This is a genomic window from Streptomyces sp. NPDC055189 (assembly GCF_053606765.1).
The window spans coordinates 46,892-61,574 of the sequence record NZ_JBSGSG010000059.1; the positions used below are offsets into that span (position 1 = coordinate 46,892).

At 69.2% G+C, this 14,683-nt stretch carries 17 protein-coding genes and 3 pseudogenes; 14 read left to right on the forward strand and 6 right to left on the reverse strand.

Annotated features, from left to right (window positions below; translation table 11 throughout):
- The first annotated feature begins 75 nt into the window (after positions 1-75).
- Together ACWFR3_RS31850 and ACWFR3_RS31855 are read left to right on the forward strand one after the other, a co-directional pair.
- Positions 76-582 carry a hypothetical protein gene (locus tag ACWFR3_RS31850; RefSeq protein ID WP_453738130.1) on the forward strand — a complete coding sequence of 169 codons (507 nt, stop codon included), beginning with the start codon at positions 76-78 and terminating at the stop codon, positions 580-582.
- A gap of 166 nt (positions 583-748) precedes the next feature.
- Positions 749-1,444, forward strand: a complete 696-nt coding sequence (locus ACWFR3_RS31855; RefSeq protein WP_453738131.1) for a TMEM175 family protein — start codon at positions 749-751, stop codon at positions 1,442-1,444.
- 486 nt (positions 1,445-1,930) lie between these two features.
- On the opposite strand, the gene ACWFR3_RS31860 is transcribed toward ACWFR3_RS31855, so the two are convergent.
- Positions 1,931-2,524, reverse strand: coding sequence for a TetR/AcrR family transcriptional regulator (locus tag ACWFR3_RS31860; RefSeq protein ID WP_453738132.1), 594 nt, complete (start codon positions 2,522-2,524; stop codon positions 1,931-1,933).
- A gap of 81 nt (positions 2,525-2,605) precedes the next feature.
- Positions 2,606-3,922 carry an MFS transporter gene (locus ACWFR3_RS31865; protein WP_453738133.1) on the reverse strand — a complete coding sequence of 439 codons (1,317 nt, stop codon included), beginning with the start codon at positions 3,920-3,922 and terminating at the stop codon, positions 2,606-2,608.
- A 164-nt stretch (positions 3,923-4,086) separates the two neighbouring features.
- Here ACWFR3_RS31865 and ACWFR3_RS31870 point away from each other — a divergent pair, with 164 nt between their 5' ends.
- The 10 genes and pseudogenes from ACWFR3_RS31870 (at position 4,087) to ACWFR3_RS31915 (ending at position 9,634) form a co-directional block, all read left to right on the forward strand.
- Entirely contained in the window at positions 4,087-4,239 is a 153-nt protein-coding gene (locus ACWFR3_RS31870) for a hypothetical protein (RefSeq protein WP_453738134.1), read from the forward strand.
- 27 nt (positions 4,240-4,266) lie between these two features.
- Positions 4,267-4,704: a VOC family protein gene (locus tag ACWFR3_RS31875; RefSeq protein WP_453738135.1), complete on the forward strand. Its 438-nt coding sequence runs from the start codon at positions 4,267-4,269 to the stop codon at positions 4,702-4,704.
- 100 nt (positions 4,705-4,804) lie between these two features.
- Positions 4,805-5,020, forward strand: a pseudogene (locus tag ACWFR3_RS31880) (aldo/keto reductase); the annotation flags it as partial.
- A pseudogene (locus tag ACWFR3_RS31885) lies at positions 5,017-5,145 on the forward strand (IMP dehydrogenase); the annotation flags it as partial. The pseudogenes ACWFR3_RS31880 and ACWFR3_RS31885, both read left to right, overlap by 4 nt.
- A gap of 83 nt (positions 5,146-5,228) precedes the next feature.
- Complete coding sequence (locus ACWFR3_RS31890) at positions 5,229-5,639, forward strand: GNAT family N-acetyltransferase (protein WP_453738136.1); 411 nt, start codon at positions 5,229-5,231, stop codon at positions 5,637-5,639.
- Positions 5,640-5,984: 345 nt separating this feature from the next.
- Positions 5,985-6,569, forward strand: coding sequence for a hypothetical protein (locus ACWFR3_RS31895; RefSeq protein ID WP_453738137.1), 585 nt, complete (start codon positions 5,985-5,987; stop codon positions 6,567-6,569).
- Positions 6,570-6,875: 306 nt separating this feature from the next.
- Positions 6,876-7,622, forward strand: coding sequence for a hypothetical protein (locus tag ACWFR3_RS31900; RefSeq protein ID WP_453738138.1), 747 nt, complete (start codon positions 6,876-6,878; stop codon positions 7,620-7,622).
- A 634-nt stretch (positions 7,623-8,256) separates the two neighbouring features.
- Positions 8,257-8,523 carry a hypothetical protein gene (locus ACWFR3_RS31905; protein ID WP_453738139.1) on the forward strand — a complete coding sequence of 89 codons (267 nt, stop codon included), beginning with the start codon at positions 8,257-8,259 and terminating at the stop codon, positions 8,521-8,523.
- Positions 8,524-8,777: 254 nt separating this feature from the next.
- The gene (locus tag ACWFR3_RS31910; protein WP_453738146.1) at positions 8,778-9,002 is read left to right on the forward strand and encodes a response regulator transcription factor; all 225 of its coding nucleotides are present in this window, start codon (positions 8,778-8,780) and stop codon (positions 9,000-9,002) included.
- Positions 8,999-9,634, forward strand: a complete 636-nt coding sequence (locus ACWFR3_RS31915) for a hypothetical protein (protein WP_453738147.1) — start codon at positions 8,999-9,001, stop codon at positions 9,632-9,634. The genes ACWFR3_RS31910 and ACWFR3_RS31915 overlap by 4 nt, the downstream gene beginning before the upstream one ends.
- 104 nt (positions 9,635-9,738) lie before the next feature.
- Here the strand turns inward: ACWFR3_RS31915 and ACWFR3_RS31920 are convergent.
- Positions 9,739-10,031, reverse strand: a pseudogene (locus ACWFR3_RS31920) (toxin Doc); the annotation flags it as partial.
- Positions 10,032-10,167: 136 nt separating this feature from the next.
- Between ACWFR3_RS31920 and ACWFR3_RS31925 the strand changes: the two are divergent.
- Complete coding sequence (locus tag ACWFR3_RS31925) at positions 10,168-10,344, forward strand: hypothetical protein (protein ID WP_453738140.1); 177 nt, start codon at positions 10,168-10,170, stop codon at positions 10,342-10,344.
- A 24-nt stretch (positions 10,345-10,368) separates the two neighbouring features.
- On the opposite strand, the gene ACWFR3_RS31930 is transcribed toward ACWFR3_RS31925, so the two are convergent.
- Together ACWFR3_RS31930 and ACWFR3_RS31935 are read right to left on the reverse strand one after the other, a co-directional pair.
- Entirely contained in the window at positions 10,369-11,406 is a 1,038-nt protein-coding gene (locus ACWFR3_RS31930; protein WP_453738141.1) for a GNAT family N-acetyltransferase, read from the reverse strand.
- Positions 11,407-11,427: 21 nt separating this feature from the next.
- Positions 11,428-11,967, reverse strand: coding sequence for a GNAT family N-acetyltransferase (locus ACWFR3_RS31935; RefSeq protein ID WP_453738142.1), 540 nt, complete (start codon positions 11,965-11,967; stop codon positions 11,428-11,430).
- Positions 11,968-12,285: 318 nt separating this feature from the next.
- Here ACWFR3_RS31935 and ACWFR3_RS31940 point away from each other — a divergent pair, with 318 nt between their 5' ends.
- Positions 12,286-13,404, forward strand: a complete 1,119-nt coding sequence (locus tag ACWFR3_RS31940) for a substrate-binding domain-containing protein (protein WP_453738143.1) — start codon at positions 12,286-12,288, stop codon at positions 13,402-13,404.
- 575 nt (positions 13,405-13,979) lie between these two features.
- Here ACWFR3_RS31940 and ACWFR3_RS31945 read toward each other — a convergent pair.
- On the reverse strand, positions 13,980-14,683 hold a 704-nt coding region (locus ACWFR3_RS31945), incomplete at its 5' end, for a hypothetical protein (protein ID WP_453738144.1).

The following is a 14,683-nucleotide window of genomic DNA, read 5'->3' on the forward strand; positions in this document are numbered from 1 at the left end:
TCGGCCGACGCCCGGGCCGCGGCACAGGTCCGACGCTGTGTGGACAACAACCCCCTTCACCTACCGGCGGAAACCATGTCCACCTTGCAGAGCGCTCTCCTCATCAACGTCGTCGTGCTGCTCACGACCCTGCACGCCGACCTCGGCACCAAGGCGGTGAGCCGCGGACGCCTGCTCCGCCCGCTGATCGTCGCGGTGATCATCGTCCCCGTGTTCGTCCACACCTTCTTCGACAACGGGATCGGCCTGGCCATCGAGATCTGCGGCCTCGCGGCCGGCGTGCTGTTCGGCCTGCTAGCCGTCAGCCAGGTCCGGGTCTTCCGGGAGCCGGACGGCCGGGTCGTCGCCCGGGCGGGCCGCAGCTACGCGGCGCTGTGGATCGGCCTGATCGTCGCCCGCTCGCTGTTCTCCATCGGCGCCACCTACTGGTACGAGTCCGAACTGGGCCGCTTTTTCTTCCGGCACGGCGCCCCGCCTCAGGACATCGCCCCGATCGTCACCAACGGGCTGGTGTTCATGGCGATCGCCGCGCTGCTCACCCGCTCGGGAGCACTGAAGGTGCGCGCCTCCGGGCAGCCCTGAGCCCCGGTCTGCCCCCGTGGGCAGCGGCTGCTTGGTACTCGAATCCGAATCCGTTTTCCCAACAGCCCTTGTACAGCCAGACATTGGGATCCGCCCTGGTCGTGGGAGCCGCCGCAGTCGGCAGACCCCGGCCCGACGGACCGGACAGAAGAAAGGTGCAACACGCATGGGTGCCAGCGACGCCGTCGACCAAACCGGCACGGGAGGATACGACCCCGCTCAGCCGCCGGTTCCCGCGCCGGACAGGAGCGAAGGGGGTGCCTCGGGCGAACGGCTGGTGCTGTTCACCGACGCGGTGACCGCGATCTCGATTACTTTGCTGATCCTGCCGCTGATTGATCTCGTCCCGGAGGCCGTGTCCGCCCACCAGCAGGCCAGCGAGGTGTTCACCGGCCACCTCGACCAGATCTGGAGCTTCCTGCTCAGCTTCGCGGTCATCGCAAACATCTGGCAGGAGCACCACCGGACCTTCTCGTCGGTCGCGAGGGTCACCCGCTCTTTGATGGTGTGGAACACGGGATGGCTGCTGTCCGTCGTCGTGCTTCCCCTGCCGACGGAGATGATTGGCGCCTTCGGCCGTGACCGGTTCGCGGCGGCCTTCTACTACACGGTTCTCCTGGCAAGCACGGTGTGCCGGCTGGCGATGCTGAGGATCCTGAAAACCACCCCGGGACTGGCCGAGGGGGACGGTGAAAAGGACCGTCGCAGGATCAAGGATTTGTATATCGAGAGCTATCTCAACGTCCTCCTTCTGGTCCTGGCCCTTGCCCTCGCCCTCGCCGTACCCGTGCTGCAGTACTACAGCCTGCTGCTGCTCGTCCTGCCCAGGCGGGCGTTCCTTCGGGGCCGGCGCACCCGCTGACCCGCAGCCAAGGGGGACGATCGCGGCCGCGGCACTGCGTTCGGGCGGTTTGCCGGCCGTTGGATTCGGCCTGGACGCAGCCCACCTGCCGGTACCACCGTCCATCACCCTGCCGGCCCCGGAGGGAATCACACCCGCTCATAGGGACACGTCAAAAATGACGGACAGCCAAAAGCCCGAGAGGTGCGTGGTCCGCCCGCAGGGCGTGTGCCGCCGGGCGCGGAGCCGGGTGTAGGCCGCCGCCAGCCCCCTTCTGCGCTTTCATCAGCGCTTCCTGCCGCTCAGCGGCGGTACGCACGGCACGACAGGCGCGGTCTCGCAGCCTGGCAGCCCCGTCCCGGGACAGCGCCTGCAGGAGTTCCTGCGGCGCACCGATCGGACCCGGTGCATGAGCCCGGGTCGCTCTACCGACGCCGCGTCAGTTGCCCTGGCGTCACCACGTGGTTCACGCTCGCGGTCCCGGCCCGCGTGCTTGCCGAGCGCCGCTCATGCCTCGGCGGATGCGCCCGTCGCCGCCGCGATCAGGGCGGTCGCCGCCGCGCGGGAGGTCGCGGCCACCGCGGAGTCGTGGTCCATCAGGGCGGAAATACCGGCGCCGTCGTAGAGGAGTTGGAGCTGGCGGCCCAGGGTGTCGGGGTCGGCTGCGTCGGCCTCGGCGGCGAGGCGGGTGAAGAGTTCGCGCATCCAGCTGCGGAAGGCGTCCGCCGCTTCCTGGACCAGCCCGCCGGGGCTGGCCTCGGCACCGGCGCGGATGAAGGCGCAGCCTCGGAAGTCGGGACGGTCGAACTGCCGCCCCTGGGACTCGAAGACCGCCAGCATCTGCTCGCGCGGCGTGTCGCGCTCCGCGATGGCCCGGGTGATCCGGTCGGCGGTGCCCGCGTGCCGGGTGTCGAGGTACGCCCGGACGAGCTGCTCCTTGCCGCCGAAGGTGTTGTACAGCGACGCCTTGGCCACGCCCGCGTGCTCGATGACCCGGTCGATCCCCACGCTCTGCACGCCCTCGGCGTAGAACAGCTCGTTCGCGGAGGCGAGCAGACGCTCACGCGCCGACGGCTTTGCGGTGCTCTGGACACTCGCCATGACGGTCACTCCTTCAGACAGACCTGTCTACATTATGCTCCGGCGGGGCCCCTGGGCCGCGCCCCGGCCGCAGGCCACTCCTCAGGCGTTGCCGCCGATCCGCTTGCCCGGCAGGACCGCCGCCCCGTCTCGGCCGCCGCGCAGCAGCCCGAGCAGCGCGAATGCCGCGAGGGCGATCACGGCGACGCCGTACTCCTGCGCGGTGGCGGTCAGTCCGCCCGCGTGGACAACGAGGAACCCGGCGATCACGGCGGGCACCCCCATGCCCAGGTAGGAGACGACGAAGAGCAGCGACAGCACCCCGGAACTCTCGTGCGGCCGGGCCAGCGGCATCACCGTACGGATGCCGCCCTGGAACCCGCTGCCGAAGCCGACGCCCGCGATGGCGGATCCGACGAAGAAGCCGGTGGGGGAGGAGTCGCGGATCGAGACGAGGGTGAGGGCCACCCCGGCGATCAGCGCGAGGATGCCGGTGAGCATCACCGTCCGCGTCGCCGCCTTCCGCAGGACCAGTACCGAGACGGCGGCCACCCCGGCGAGCACGAACAGGCTCAGCCCGCCGAGGACTTCGGACCTGGAACCGGTCAACTGTCGCGCGAGCGACGGGCCGAGCGACCCGTACAGTCCGGCCAGCGCCCAGACGGCGAGCAGCACCGGCGCGGCCACCAGCATCGGGCGGCGTACGGCGCGCGGCAGTTTGATCTCCGGCGCCAGGCTGGCGAGCGCCCCGGGCTTGCGGATCACCGTCTCCGCCATCAGTGCGACGGCGACGGCCTGGAGGACGAAGACCGCCAGCAGCCCGAGGTAGACCAGATGCGTGGGGGCGGGCAGGAACTGGACGACGAGGCCGGAAACCAGCGCGCCGGTCGCCGTGCCGATGCCGGGGGCGACCGCGTTGGTGATTGTGCCGCGCGACCTGTCGATATCCATCATCCCCGCCCCGATCGCCCCGAGCGCGGCGCCGGTCGACAGTCCCTGGACGATCCGGGCGACCATCAGCCCCGACACGCTGTCGGCGGTGGCGAACACGACCATCGAGGCGGCCTGCGCCGCCAGCGAGGCCAGCAGTACCGGCCGCCTGCCGACATGGTCGGAGAGCTTGCCCGTGGTGAGCAGCCCGAGCAGTACGGCTACCGCGTAGACGCCGAAGACCACGGTGGTGGTGATCGGGTCGAAGCCCCATTCGGCTTGGTAGAGCGCGTAGAGCGGGGTTGGCGCACTGGAGGCCGCCAGGAACGAGACGGTGATCGAGGCGAGTACGTAAAGAGCCACGTTCGGCGGCAGCCGCATGCCCCGCGCGGATACGGCAGGGGAGTCGGATCGGGAAGCGGATCCGGCGAGCGCGGCATCCGGGGTGCGCGCCGGTTTGGACGCCGGGACGACCGAGAGATTCGTCATGACCATTCCCGTCCGGAGTGTGAGTAGACCTGTCTGTCTAATAGCGCCAAGATTAGACAGACAGGTCTACTCAGGTCAAGCGGGGGAGGCGAGTGTCGCTTGGCTGGTCTCCCCCCTCGGCGCTCTACCGCTGCTTACCCGGCCGGGAACAGCGGCTCACTGCCATGATCATCGACTCCTGCGGTGACCTCGCCGACCATCTGGATGCTGCGGCGGCCGCCAAGGAGGTGCACCGCGACCGCTGGCTGGCGGTGTGCCACGAGGTGCGTGACTGGGCGTTCGCCCGTCGCCCAGTACGCACTGCTGTACGGCGTTGAGTGTTCCGGCTCGCTAGCATGCAGCGCATGCCCGTCAAACTTGAGAACGTCGGCGTCACCGTTCGGGACCTCGAAGCTGCGGTCTCCTTTTTCACCGACCTTGGTCTCACGGTCATCGGACGTGACACGGTCTGTGGCGAGTGGACCGACACTGCCGTCGGCCTCGATGGCAACCACGCCAAGATCGCGATGCTCCAGACGCCAGATGGTCAGGGTCGCCTTGAGCTTTTCGAGTACATTCACCCCGCAGCGATCGAGTCGGAGCCCACTCGTCCCAACGGGATTGGCATGCACCGCGTCGCGTTTTCGGTCGACGACCTTGACCAAGCACTTGAGACCGCCGCCAAACACGGGTGCCATCCGCTGCGCGGCGTGGCCATCTATGAGGACATCTACAAGCTCACATACGTCCGCGGCCCCAGCGGCATCATCGTGATGCTCGCAGAGGAAATGAAGAAGAACTGACAGCCTCAAGTCCGAAGACGTGCTCACCGGGCGTATTACCGAGCGCGACCCCGGCCCGGGCTTCCGCGGCTGAGGCTGCGCCGTGGCCCGCCCTTGCCAATCGGAGGCGGGCCCGGACACGATCCGCCGCGCCCACGCCGTCCGGCCGGTTACCGCGGTGCAGTTGGAGTACTCGCTGTTCACGCGCGGCATCGAGGAGCGGGTGCTGCCCGTGCTGCGGGAGCTGAACATCGGCCTGGTGCCGTTCTCCGCGCTCGGCCGAGGCATGCTGACCGGCACGGTGCGCTCGACCGACCAGTTCGACGAGGACGACTTTCCGACGTCCTGGACGGGACCATCGCCCCCGGCCGCGTCTTCGACCAGACCTTCCCCCTCGACCGGACGCCGGCCGCCTACCAGGCCATGGCCGACCGCCAGGTCCTCAAGGCCCTCGTCTGCCCCTGGCCGCGACCAGGTACCCGCACAGCAAAGGACACCCCTGATGAAGACCGTCACCCCTGCTCGCGGTCTTCCACGACGGGCAGGTGATCGGCCGGCAGAACCTCTCCGCCCGCGACTTCTTGGTCACCCGCGAGGCGCGGACCGGATTCTGGCTCGGCCGGCGCTTCCAGGGACGAGGCTTCGGCACACAGATGCGTGCCGCCGCCCTGTACCTGGCCTTCGACTGCCCGGGCGCCCAGCGGGTCGTGTCCACCGCTTTCGCGGACAACGCCGCCTCCCGCCGCGTCTCCCGGAAGTTCGGCTACGAACCAGGCGGCGTACGGCGCCTGGCCGTGGACCACCGCCTTGTGGAGGCCCACGACGATGTTCTCACCGCCGACCGCTGGCACCGCGCGCCTCAGCAGCCCGTCAAGGTCGAGGGCTTTGAGGAGTGCCGCTCCATGTTCGGAGACCCTGCGCCACCGCCGCCCGTGGACGTCGTGCTGCACGTGTAGCGCTGACGATCGGCCGCGATGCCCACCACGGCACCTGCCCGGGGACAGCCGCCGCCACGCTGGTCAGCGGCAGGAGGCGCTGGGGCCTGATGACACGGTCGTAGCGTTTGGGGTGGGCGTCGCTCGGTTGGACGAGATGACGGGCCGAGTCGTGGGTGCCGCGCACGGCCCCGCCGCCGTCCCCGCTCAACCGCCGCCGTCCGTAACCAGGTCGACGCCTCGATCCCGTTCCTCCTCGACTGCTCGAAGCGCTACCGCACCCTTCGCCGGGTCACCCGCGCCGACCTCATGGAGTGGCTGTCCCAGTGCGCGGCACCGCACACTGAAGCAGTCGCGCTGCGCAACATGTTCAAGACCCTCAAGAGCCAACGGCTGCTGTTCGCCAACCCGGCACGCGGCCTGAGCTCGGGGGCGAAGCCCAGCTCGGTGCCCACCCCGTCGAGTCCCGAGGCGATCCAGACATTGGCCGCGGCCGCCGAGGGCGACCCCGCCCCAAAGCTGCTGATCGCCCTCATCGGCATTCACGCGCTCTGCCCCCACCGGGCACGAGCACTGCCTTTGGCTGCCATCGACTTCACCGGCGGCCGGCTCGTGCACGGCAAGATCGACCACCCCCTCGACGCCTTCACCCGCCAGGCCGCCGCCGACTACATCCGACTCCGCCACGCACGCTGGCCACACACCCGCAACCCCCACCTGTTCCTCAGCTCGCAGACCGCGCACTCTCGCACGCCGGTCACCATCGGCTGGATGCAGCCCCTGCTCAAGGATCTTCCGGTCACCGCCCAACGACTCCGCGAGGACCGGATCCTCGAAGAGGCCGCCGTCACCGGCGCCGACCCGCAACACCTGTGCGCGGTTTTCGACATCACCCCCGACACCGGACTGCGCTACACCCGGGTATTCCGCCCTGACCCCTTGTCCGACTGAAAGCCGTTGTCGTATCGATCTTGGTGAGCATGGGTTCGAATGCCGCGGCTCGATCTTGGGTCTGTCCGCGCAGGAAGACAGGGCCGGGTGCGGCTCGGGGTTGTCGAGACCTTGAGCGCACCAGCAGGCCCTGCCGGCGGCATCCCGGCACCTCCACGGCAGAGACGACACAACACCTCGTCTCTGCCGCGGAAACACCGATTCTGTGCTTGACCAGCGCAAACGCACCCGTCGCTCTCGGAATGCCAGCGGATTCTCACTGGCCCGGACGGGAATCGTGTCAGAAGTCTGGTCTAGGTTTGGCCTGTGAACCACAGCAGCTCCACGGCCGGGGCGCCCCGCGAGCCTGACTTGCCGCCCTACCGGGTAGTCCTGGCGGAGACTGATTGGGGTTCGCTCCAGACGGCTTTCGGGAACGGTGAGTGCCTTCCCGAAGTCCTGGCACGGTTGCTGGAGCCTGATCCCAGTGTGCAGGTCACCGCTTTGTCGGAACTGAGTGAGCTGGTCGGCCACCAGAACAGCATCTACGAAGCCACCGCCCCCGTCGCCATGTATGTCGCCGGCCTTCTCACCCACCCGGCGGCCATGAGCCTGCGGCCCTATCGCAACGTCCCCATCCGCGCGACGCTGCTGAACTGGCTGGCTGACACGGCCTACGACGCCTCCGACGAGATTGTTGGCCGCACCGAGCAGTACTTCCCTGGTTTTCTCTCCCACGGCACCGTCGTGGCGGCCTTCCGGGACCTGCGCCCGATGCTTTATCAAGCCGTCGCGCCCTTCCTGCAGGACAGTCACCAGGACGTGCGCGAAGCCGCCGGCCTCGCCGCGCTCGTCCTCGCCGAACACCCCGCGCTTGCCCAGCGCCGCGATCACCTCGCCGTGCACGCGCGCCGCATCCTGGGCACCAGCAGCGACGATCCTGACCGGCGCATTGCCCGGAAGGCCCTCGAAGCATGGGGCCACGATGTCACCGGCATTGAACCTTTTCAGGAGGAGCGCTGGGACTGCGGGCCACACAGCGATGGCCGCGGCGATCTCGAGCCTCCCTTCTGACTGATGGGCAAACCGCCCACCGGTCCAAGGATGTGCGGCCAGCCGGGTATTTCGGAACGAAAGCGGTCGTGTCAGATCGAGCGGGGGGGGGTCCAGGGTCTTGTCGGCCTGCTCGTGCGGTTGGGTGAGGCCGACATACGAGACGCCGAGCGGATTGCCGTCATGCTTGCTGATCGCGAAGCTGAACCCATCCAGCCGGAATAAACGACGTCGAGTTCGTCCAACCCGTCCCACGACCGCTCCACATGCAGACGAAGCCGCTGGGCCACAGGCTGTACTGGCAGCGCCAGCACTCCGACCATCTGGAACGGCGGAGCGGAGTGCTCCCAGACGCCATACGAATGGGCGAGTTCGTGGTGCCAGCGCCTCAGAAATCTCGAACTCAGGCGCTTTCCCCGGCGGGTATATCGGCGGGTCCACGAGCAGGGAGATCGCCTGCGCCCGCGCCACGGGCAAGCCGGTTTCGTTCACCGAGCCCGTCTGAGCAGTAGACGCTTCGCGGCACGCGCGGTGCCCGGATCGGGGGCCGGAGTGAAGTATTTGCGGGCGGGAGTTCACGGCGCGGGTCTTGAGGGGCTCTTACTTGCATGGCGGGTCAGCCCGTCGGCCCCACGACCCACGAGAGGAGACGTCCGTGGACACGCTTACTGCCGCCGTCACCATCGTCTCGATCATTGTCGTCCAGTTGTGCGCTCTGCTCGGTCTGCGGCTGCGGCTGCGGCTGCGCTGGCTGGTGCAGCATGGCAGGATGCAGCGCCAGTACCTCGTCAGTGCTGCCGAAGCAGTCGCCGGCGGGGGGCGGTTGGAGATCGACGGGGAGCGGGGCGACGGGCATCGGCTCCGCGTGAAGATCACCCGGGCCGGGCCGGGACGGAGGACTGTGCTGCATGAGCGACGGTAGCCCGGCGAAGGGGGCGGATTGCGCGGACGTCGGCCAGGCGGCGTTGGGGGGCGGCGCCGCGCGCCTGGCCGCGGATGCGGAGTTCTCGGACTTCTACCGCACGACCGTCAACAGGCTGATCGGTTTCCTGGTCAACCATGGCGCTCCGCTGCCGTTGGCCGCAGATGTCGCCCAGGACACCATGATGAAGGCGTACCGGTACTGGGCTGACCTCGACGAGCCGCAGGCGTGGGTCCATACCGTCGCAGGGCCTGCTGACCCCGCGCGAGTGCGACGTACTGCGGCTGCTCGCCCAGGGGTTGTCGAACGGCGCGATCGGCCGGCGCCTGTTGGTGGGGGAGGCCACCGTCAAGACCCACATCAACCACCTGTTCGCCAAGCTCCGGGTCCGCACCCGCGCGGCGGCCGTCGCCTGGGCCCATGCCCACGGTTTCGGACCCGGTGCGGACGGCGTGCGCGCTGGTGGGCCCGTCGGGTGAGCGGCGCGCCGGGCACGCAGCTGAGCCCGGCCGCCCGGCCGGAAGAGGGTGCGCGGCCGCCGGAGGCCTGCGTCGGTCGGCTCGCCGCGGGCTGGGGGGTGGAAGGCGATGGCGCGCTCGAGCAGGACCCGGACGGCGGTGGGGCCGGCGAGGCCGGCTTCGGTGCGCGGCCGGTCACGGCGGGCCGGCAGATCGTGCAGGAGAACCGCAACCGCTCCCATGTGCGGGATCCGACGGCTGTGGTGGGCAGTTACACACGGGGCAGGGCCAGCAGGACGGCAGCCGGCTGGTGGTCTCGGTCCTGTATCGGGCGGTTCCGGAGTCCGGCGGAGACGCGGGACGACATGACCGAGGGCGCTGGGAAAGCCGGGGGCGCCACGGTGGCGGTGCCCGCCCGTGAGGTGGCCGTGCGGGGTGCGCAGGTGACGGTGGAGTGCCTGGTGCTGACGTCGGATCAGGACGGGACGGTGCGCAACGTGCCGATGTGCCTGTGGGCAGATGACAACACCCCGGCGTCGGTGGGTGTGGTCACCGACGAGAACGTCTGCCAGGACCCCGGGAACGTGGACGTGCAGCAGGCCGCGCGCATCACGCTGCAGGTACGCGGGGAGATGCGCGAGCCCATCGGCTGACGTGCAGCAGTCTGGCAGCGTCTGGGGACGCACTGCGGACAGTTGCCCGAGCTGCCCGGACACGGGCAGCTGGCGGTGCCCTGGCTCCCCGGAGCGGGCCCTGACACTCTCCAGGTGCGCAGCGCCCGGGCCACGGTGCAGATGCTGATCCGCGTGTCGCGGATTTCGCGGACGAGGCCGCAGAGGGCGCCGCAGGGCGGGTCGATGCCTTCGCCGGACTGGGGTCCATGTACCGGGCGGCGGCGAGGGCCGCGTACAGGCTGTTGCGGTGCGGCGGCGGTTCCAGCTGCACGATCGTGTGCAGCAGGGCCGCGGCCCGCCACGCGGCGTCGGGGCCGGATGCCTCGAGGGTGGGCATCCGCGTTTTGTGCCGGGCGACGGCCGCGACGAGCACAGAGCTGAGGTGCCTCCGTTCGGTGCCGCCCAGCGCGCGAAACAGAGAAGAGGCCGCGTACAGGTGGCGGTGTGGCACTGACCCCTCCGAACGAAGTGATGCTCGCCGAAGCCAGGCGGGCCCTGCCCGGGAAGGGGCCTTGCCCGGCGGGTGGACGGCGGACCAGAAAGCCGACGGCTTCCGCGCCCTGCTCTTCGCCCGTCCCGGCCACGTGCTGCTCCAGTCCCGCCGGGGCATAGACCTGACGCCGGCATTCCCGGACCTCGGCGAGCCGGGCATCCGCTGGTGCGGACGTCTCTTTGCCGAAGCAGTCTGACCACACGGTGAATTGCTCAGCAGATCAGAAGGGCAGGCCCCGCAGGTCCACGCTGGTGGTTGGCTGAGGCAGGTTGGCCAGATCGTAGATCATGGTGGTCAGTGGCGAGATCCGTGCGCCGTCGGGCTGCTGGAGGGTGACGGGCACGGAGACCTCGCCCCATCCCAGCCGCGTGTAGAGCGGGATCAGTTCCGGGCGACAGAGCAGGATCATTGTCTCGGCGCCGGCCGCTCGTGCGTGTTCGATCGCCACGCTGATCACCGTCCGCGCGATGCCCCGGCCTCGATAGGCGGGGGGCACCAGCACACCGCCCAACCCCGCGGCGCGGCGCGGCAATCCGTCGAAGGCCATGTCCCGCAGCAGCCATCCCGCGGAAGCCACCGGCCGGCCTGCGCAGACAGCGGTGAGGGTGTGCTGCTTGTCAGCCCACACCAGACCGGTCTCCTTCACCCCAAAGGGATCGGGAAGACCATCACGGAGTGCGGCTTTGTCATCGGGAGAACCGGGTCCCAGCACAAGGTTCAGCTGAAGGTCGGCCCCGCCGTCGTCCACCACGTGCTCCGCAGCGGCGGGGTCGAACCGGTAGCGCAGACAGTGCAGGCCGCTGGACTGGACCGTCCCGTCCGCCCGGGCGCCCAGGCGGCGCAGTACCGCGATCGAGGCCGTATTGCCGGGCAGGACGAACGCGGAAACGGCAGGGAGCGAGAGGCGGTGAAACGCCAGGTCCAGGCACGCACGGCCTGCCTCGCCGGCAACCCCGCGGCCTTGTGCCCGTGGGTGCAGGGCGAAACCGAGATCAACGCCGTGCTGGGCCCGGTTACGCAGTCCCACCCGGCCGAGAAACGCGTGCGTTGCCGCGTCCCGGACCGCGAAGTCGCCGTATCCGTGTCGGGTCCAGTGGGCGACGTGCTCCTCACACATGGCCTTGGCCGCCGATCGACTGTCCGCCCGGCCGCTCGCCAGCCATTGCATGACGCTGTCCTGACTGACCACGGCCTCGAAGAGATCGTCGCTGTCCCCGCGGCGGATCGGCTCCATCACAAGCCTTTGGGTGCGCAGCACGGGTCCACTCAACAAGGCCACTCAGCGACTCCTCTCGACAGGGGACCGCAAGCCGAACCACTGCTCGGCATCCCAGGCTTGGAACCGCTCTACCTCGGCAAATCCCAGCTTTGCCGCGAGGCGCATCGAGCCGACGTTGGCGGTCTGGGTGGTGAGCACCACCGGCTCGCCGGGAAGGGCGTCGTCGAGCCAGCCGAGTGCCGCCGCGCACGACTCGGTGGCATACCCGAATCCCCACGCCCGCGGCAGGAAGAGGTAGCCGAGATCGGCCTTTCCGACAGCAGCCGGGTGACGGTGCTCTGCTGCTCTCCTGAGCAGAATCTGGCCGATCATCGCCCCGTCGAGATCGACGACGAAAAACCCGGGTCGCTGCCCGGGTACCTCGGGCATCTCACGCTCAAGCTCGTCGCGCGGCCGGGGGCCGCCGAGGTAGGTGTGCACTTCCGGCGAGGTGTGCAGCTCGATGAAAGCCGCACGGTCCCGGGCCCCGGGCTCACGGAGCACGAGCCGCTCGGTCTTGATCGGGGCTGGCGGCCAGGCGACGGGTCCGAGATCGGTCATGCCGACCAACTAATCAGCAGGCTCAGCAACGATCAAGACTGGCGGACCGATCAAACTAACGGCCCGGGTCCCACACTCACCAACGGGGCCGTGCCAGACCCGGTCCCATCCATCCGCCAGTCAGCAGGCATGGCCAAACCCTGCAGTCTGGTGAGCAAGTGCCGCTCTCCGCTCCCGACCCTTCCCCAGACAGTTCAAAGACCCGGCAAGTGGGGCGAAGAACAGCCCGCGGCCTTTACAAAAGATCCCATCAGCGATGGGTTTCCTGGAGAGCTCCGCCCACTGTCCTGGTGATCACACGTCATCCAGAATGCCTCCATGGCGACCGGCGATCCGATCAAATACCTCCAGCTCGCTACAGAGTTGCGCCGCGGGATCCGCGGCGGCACCTGGCCGCCCGGCAGTAAGCTGCCGACCGAGGTGCAGCTAGCTGCGGCCCACGGCCTGTCGGTCAACACCGTGCGGCACGCTTTGGAGGTACTGGCTGCCGAGGAGAGTGTCGAGCGTCGCCAGGGTGTCGGCACGTTTGCGCGGTCCGTGCCTCGTCCACCGGGTGCGCGGCGGCGGATTGCAGTCGTGCTGCCTGAACGCGACTGGTACTTCCCGCCCGTGATCGCAGGCATCGAGGCCGCCGCAGCCCGTACCCGAACGACGATCGACGTGCACACCACCGGCTATGCCGACCGCGGATGGGACCGGCTCGCCCGTCTCGCCGACGACCTTGCGGGGGCGGAGGGACTGCTCATCACGCACCCGGGCCCCGCCGACGCCGCTGCCGCCGCGCGCACCCGCCTGTTGCACGAACTCCCCTGGCCGTACGTCCTCTTGGAGCGAGCACCGTCCGGCATCGGTGACCCCAGCGAGCACGTTTCCACCGACCACGCCCGCGGCGTCTACCTCGCCCTCGCGCACCTGGCCGCACTGGGCCACCGCGATGTGGCGCTCGCCTGCAGGCCGAACTGTGCACCCAGCCGGGGCATAGCGACGGGCTTCACCGAGGGAGCCGCCGCACTCGGGCTACGTGTGACTGCCCGGCTGGAGTGGCCGTCGGTCACCGACTGCCACAGTTTCGAGGAGGTCTTTGCCGCCCAGCCACCGCTCGCGGACACCGTCCTGGCCAACGTTCTCGACAGCGGCGCGACCGGACTGATCTGTTTCGGCGATATGGAGGCATCCGCGCTGCTGGCCGCCGCCCACCGGGCCGCAGTACGCATCCCCGGCGATCTCGCCCTGGTCTCCTACGAGGACCGGCACGCGGCCACTGAACAGGTGCCGCTCACCTCAGTCGCACCGGAGAAGTTCCGCCTCGGCTCGCTGGGCCTGGAAACCCTGCTGCGCCGCATCGACGAACCAGACGCCGAGCTACGCCAGGTCTGGCTGCGGCCCCGGCTGACCGTCCGCCAGTCCTGCGGGGCACAAGCCACCAGTCCTTCTTGATTCCTTCCGCCGGGCCCCGGAAGCGTTCCATGCATGCCGACACAAACTCACCGCGTACGTAACATGTTCCGCCTGGGCCTGCTGTCTTCGCTGTCTGCGTGGGCGCGCGGCAGGAACCACTCCCCGTGTACTCCCCTGACCGGCACGTTGACCGCTACCGTGCTCGCCTCAGACCTCTCCGCCGCCGCCCTGCTCGGACAGGGCGCACCAGCCAGGACGAGGCGTTGCTGCGCGACAGGCGGATTCCGCGGATGAAGGGTTCGGATCCGGACCGGTAACGGGCCGGGGCGACGGTTGCCTGAACTCAAACGAACCCGGTGCCGAAAGCGGCAACTAAAGGTCGAACCGATCGGGTTCCTTCGTGTTCGACGTGCAGAATTGGCGCGCTTCCGTCTTCGTTGCTCTGGTGACTGCAGCGCGGGGACGGTTGCCGGGCTGCTGCGTTCCTGGCCTGCTTCCGGCTGACGGACGGTGCGGACAGCCGCACGCCGGGGTGGCCACCGGCGGTAGCGTCTGCCCGGTATTGCTGCCGGGCAGACGCCGTCTTGAGGGCAGCGATCCGGCCCCGGCTGCGGTCAGGAGGGTTCGGTGAGGACCCACAACTGCCAGTCTCCGGCGGGCCGGCATTCGTAGGCGCGTGCGCCGTTTTCCGTGTACCACCGGCCGCGCTCGTGGCAGCGGGTCTCCTCGGCCGCAGGGAAGTCCGCCACGTGGTGCCAGCCCGGCCCGGCCGCCGGCGCGGACTGCACGGGCCTGGACTGTGCGGGCGCGGAGGCCGCGGCCGCCGCGCCGTGGCCCGCCACCAGCAGCGACGCGGCCGCAGCCGCGAGGAGAACACGTTTCATGGTTCGCATGGGACGCATCCTTCCGCAGCCGGCGGCCCGCATCGATGCAGACCGCTCCGTCTTCCCCCGAATTGACCAGGCCATCGTCCATGCAGTGCCGCAACGCACCAGAGACCAGGACCCCCGTCCGCCCAAGCCCAGCGAGATAGCCTGCCGGCCCGACGACGGCGGGCGCACGGCACGATCGTCCCCGGGGAAGTCGTTGTAGATCGGAACGATCTGGATCCACGTCTTGATGTCGCCGTTCTTCGGATCGGTCTTCACCTGGAACGCGATCTCGAAGTCGGCCCGGTACTTGGCCACCTCGACGCCCTGGTAGGTGTAGACCGCCGTGAAGCCGGGCCTTGACCCCTGGTGTTGGACACACGAGACACTGGATCCTGAGGATCTGAGAACGGACATCTCGTGGTCATGAAGAACTACCCGCCGGAGTT

Bases quoted from the DNA above. Each gene is read 5' to 3' on its own strand.
- ACWFR3_RS31935 (WP_453738142.1), bottom strand. From the start codon at position 11,967: ATGACCGATCTCGGACCCGTCGCCTGGCCGCCAGCCCCGATCAAGACC.
- ACWFR3_RS31860 (WP_453738132.1), bottom strand. From the start codon at position 2,524: ATGGCGAGTGTCCAGAGCACCGCAAAGCCGTCGGCGCGTGAGCGTCTG.
- ACWFR3_RS31855 (WP_453738131.1), top strand. From the start codon at position 749: ATGGGTGCCAGCGACGCCGTCGACCAAACCGGCACGGGAGGATACGAC.
- ACWFR3_RS31895 (WP_453738137.1), top strand. From the start codon at position 5,985: ATGTTCAAGACCCTCAAGAGCCAACGGCTGCTGTTCGCCAACCCGGCA.
- ACWFR3_RS31870 (WP_453738134.1), top strand. From the start codon at position 4,087: ATGATCATCGACTCCTGCGGTGACCTCGCCGACCATCTGGATGCTGCG.
- ACWFR3_RS31865 (WP_453738133.1), bottom strand. From the start codon at position 3,922: ATGACGAATCTCTCGGTCGTCCCGGCGTCCAAACCGGCGCGCACCCCG.
- ACWFR3_RS31940 (WP_453738143.1), top strand. From the start codon at position 12,286: ATGGCGACCGGCGATCCGATCAAATACCTCCAGCTCGCTACAGAGTTG.
- ACWFR3_RS31850 (WP_453738130.1), top strand. From the start codon at position 76: ATGTCCACCTTGCAGAGCGCTCTCCTCATCAACGTCGTCGTGCTGCTC.
- ACWFR3_RS31875 (WP_453738135.1), top strand. From the start codon at position 4,267: ATGCCCGTCAAACTTGAGAACGTCGGCGTCACCGTTCGGGACCTCGAA.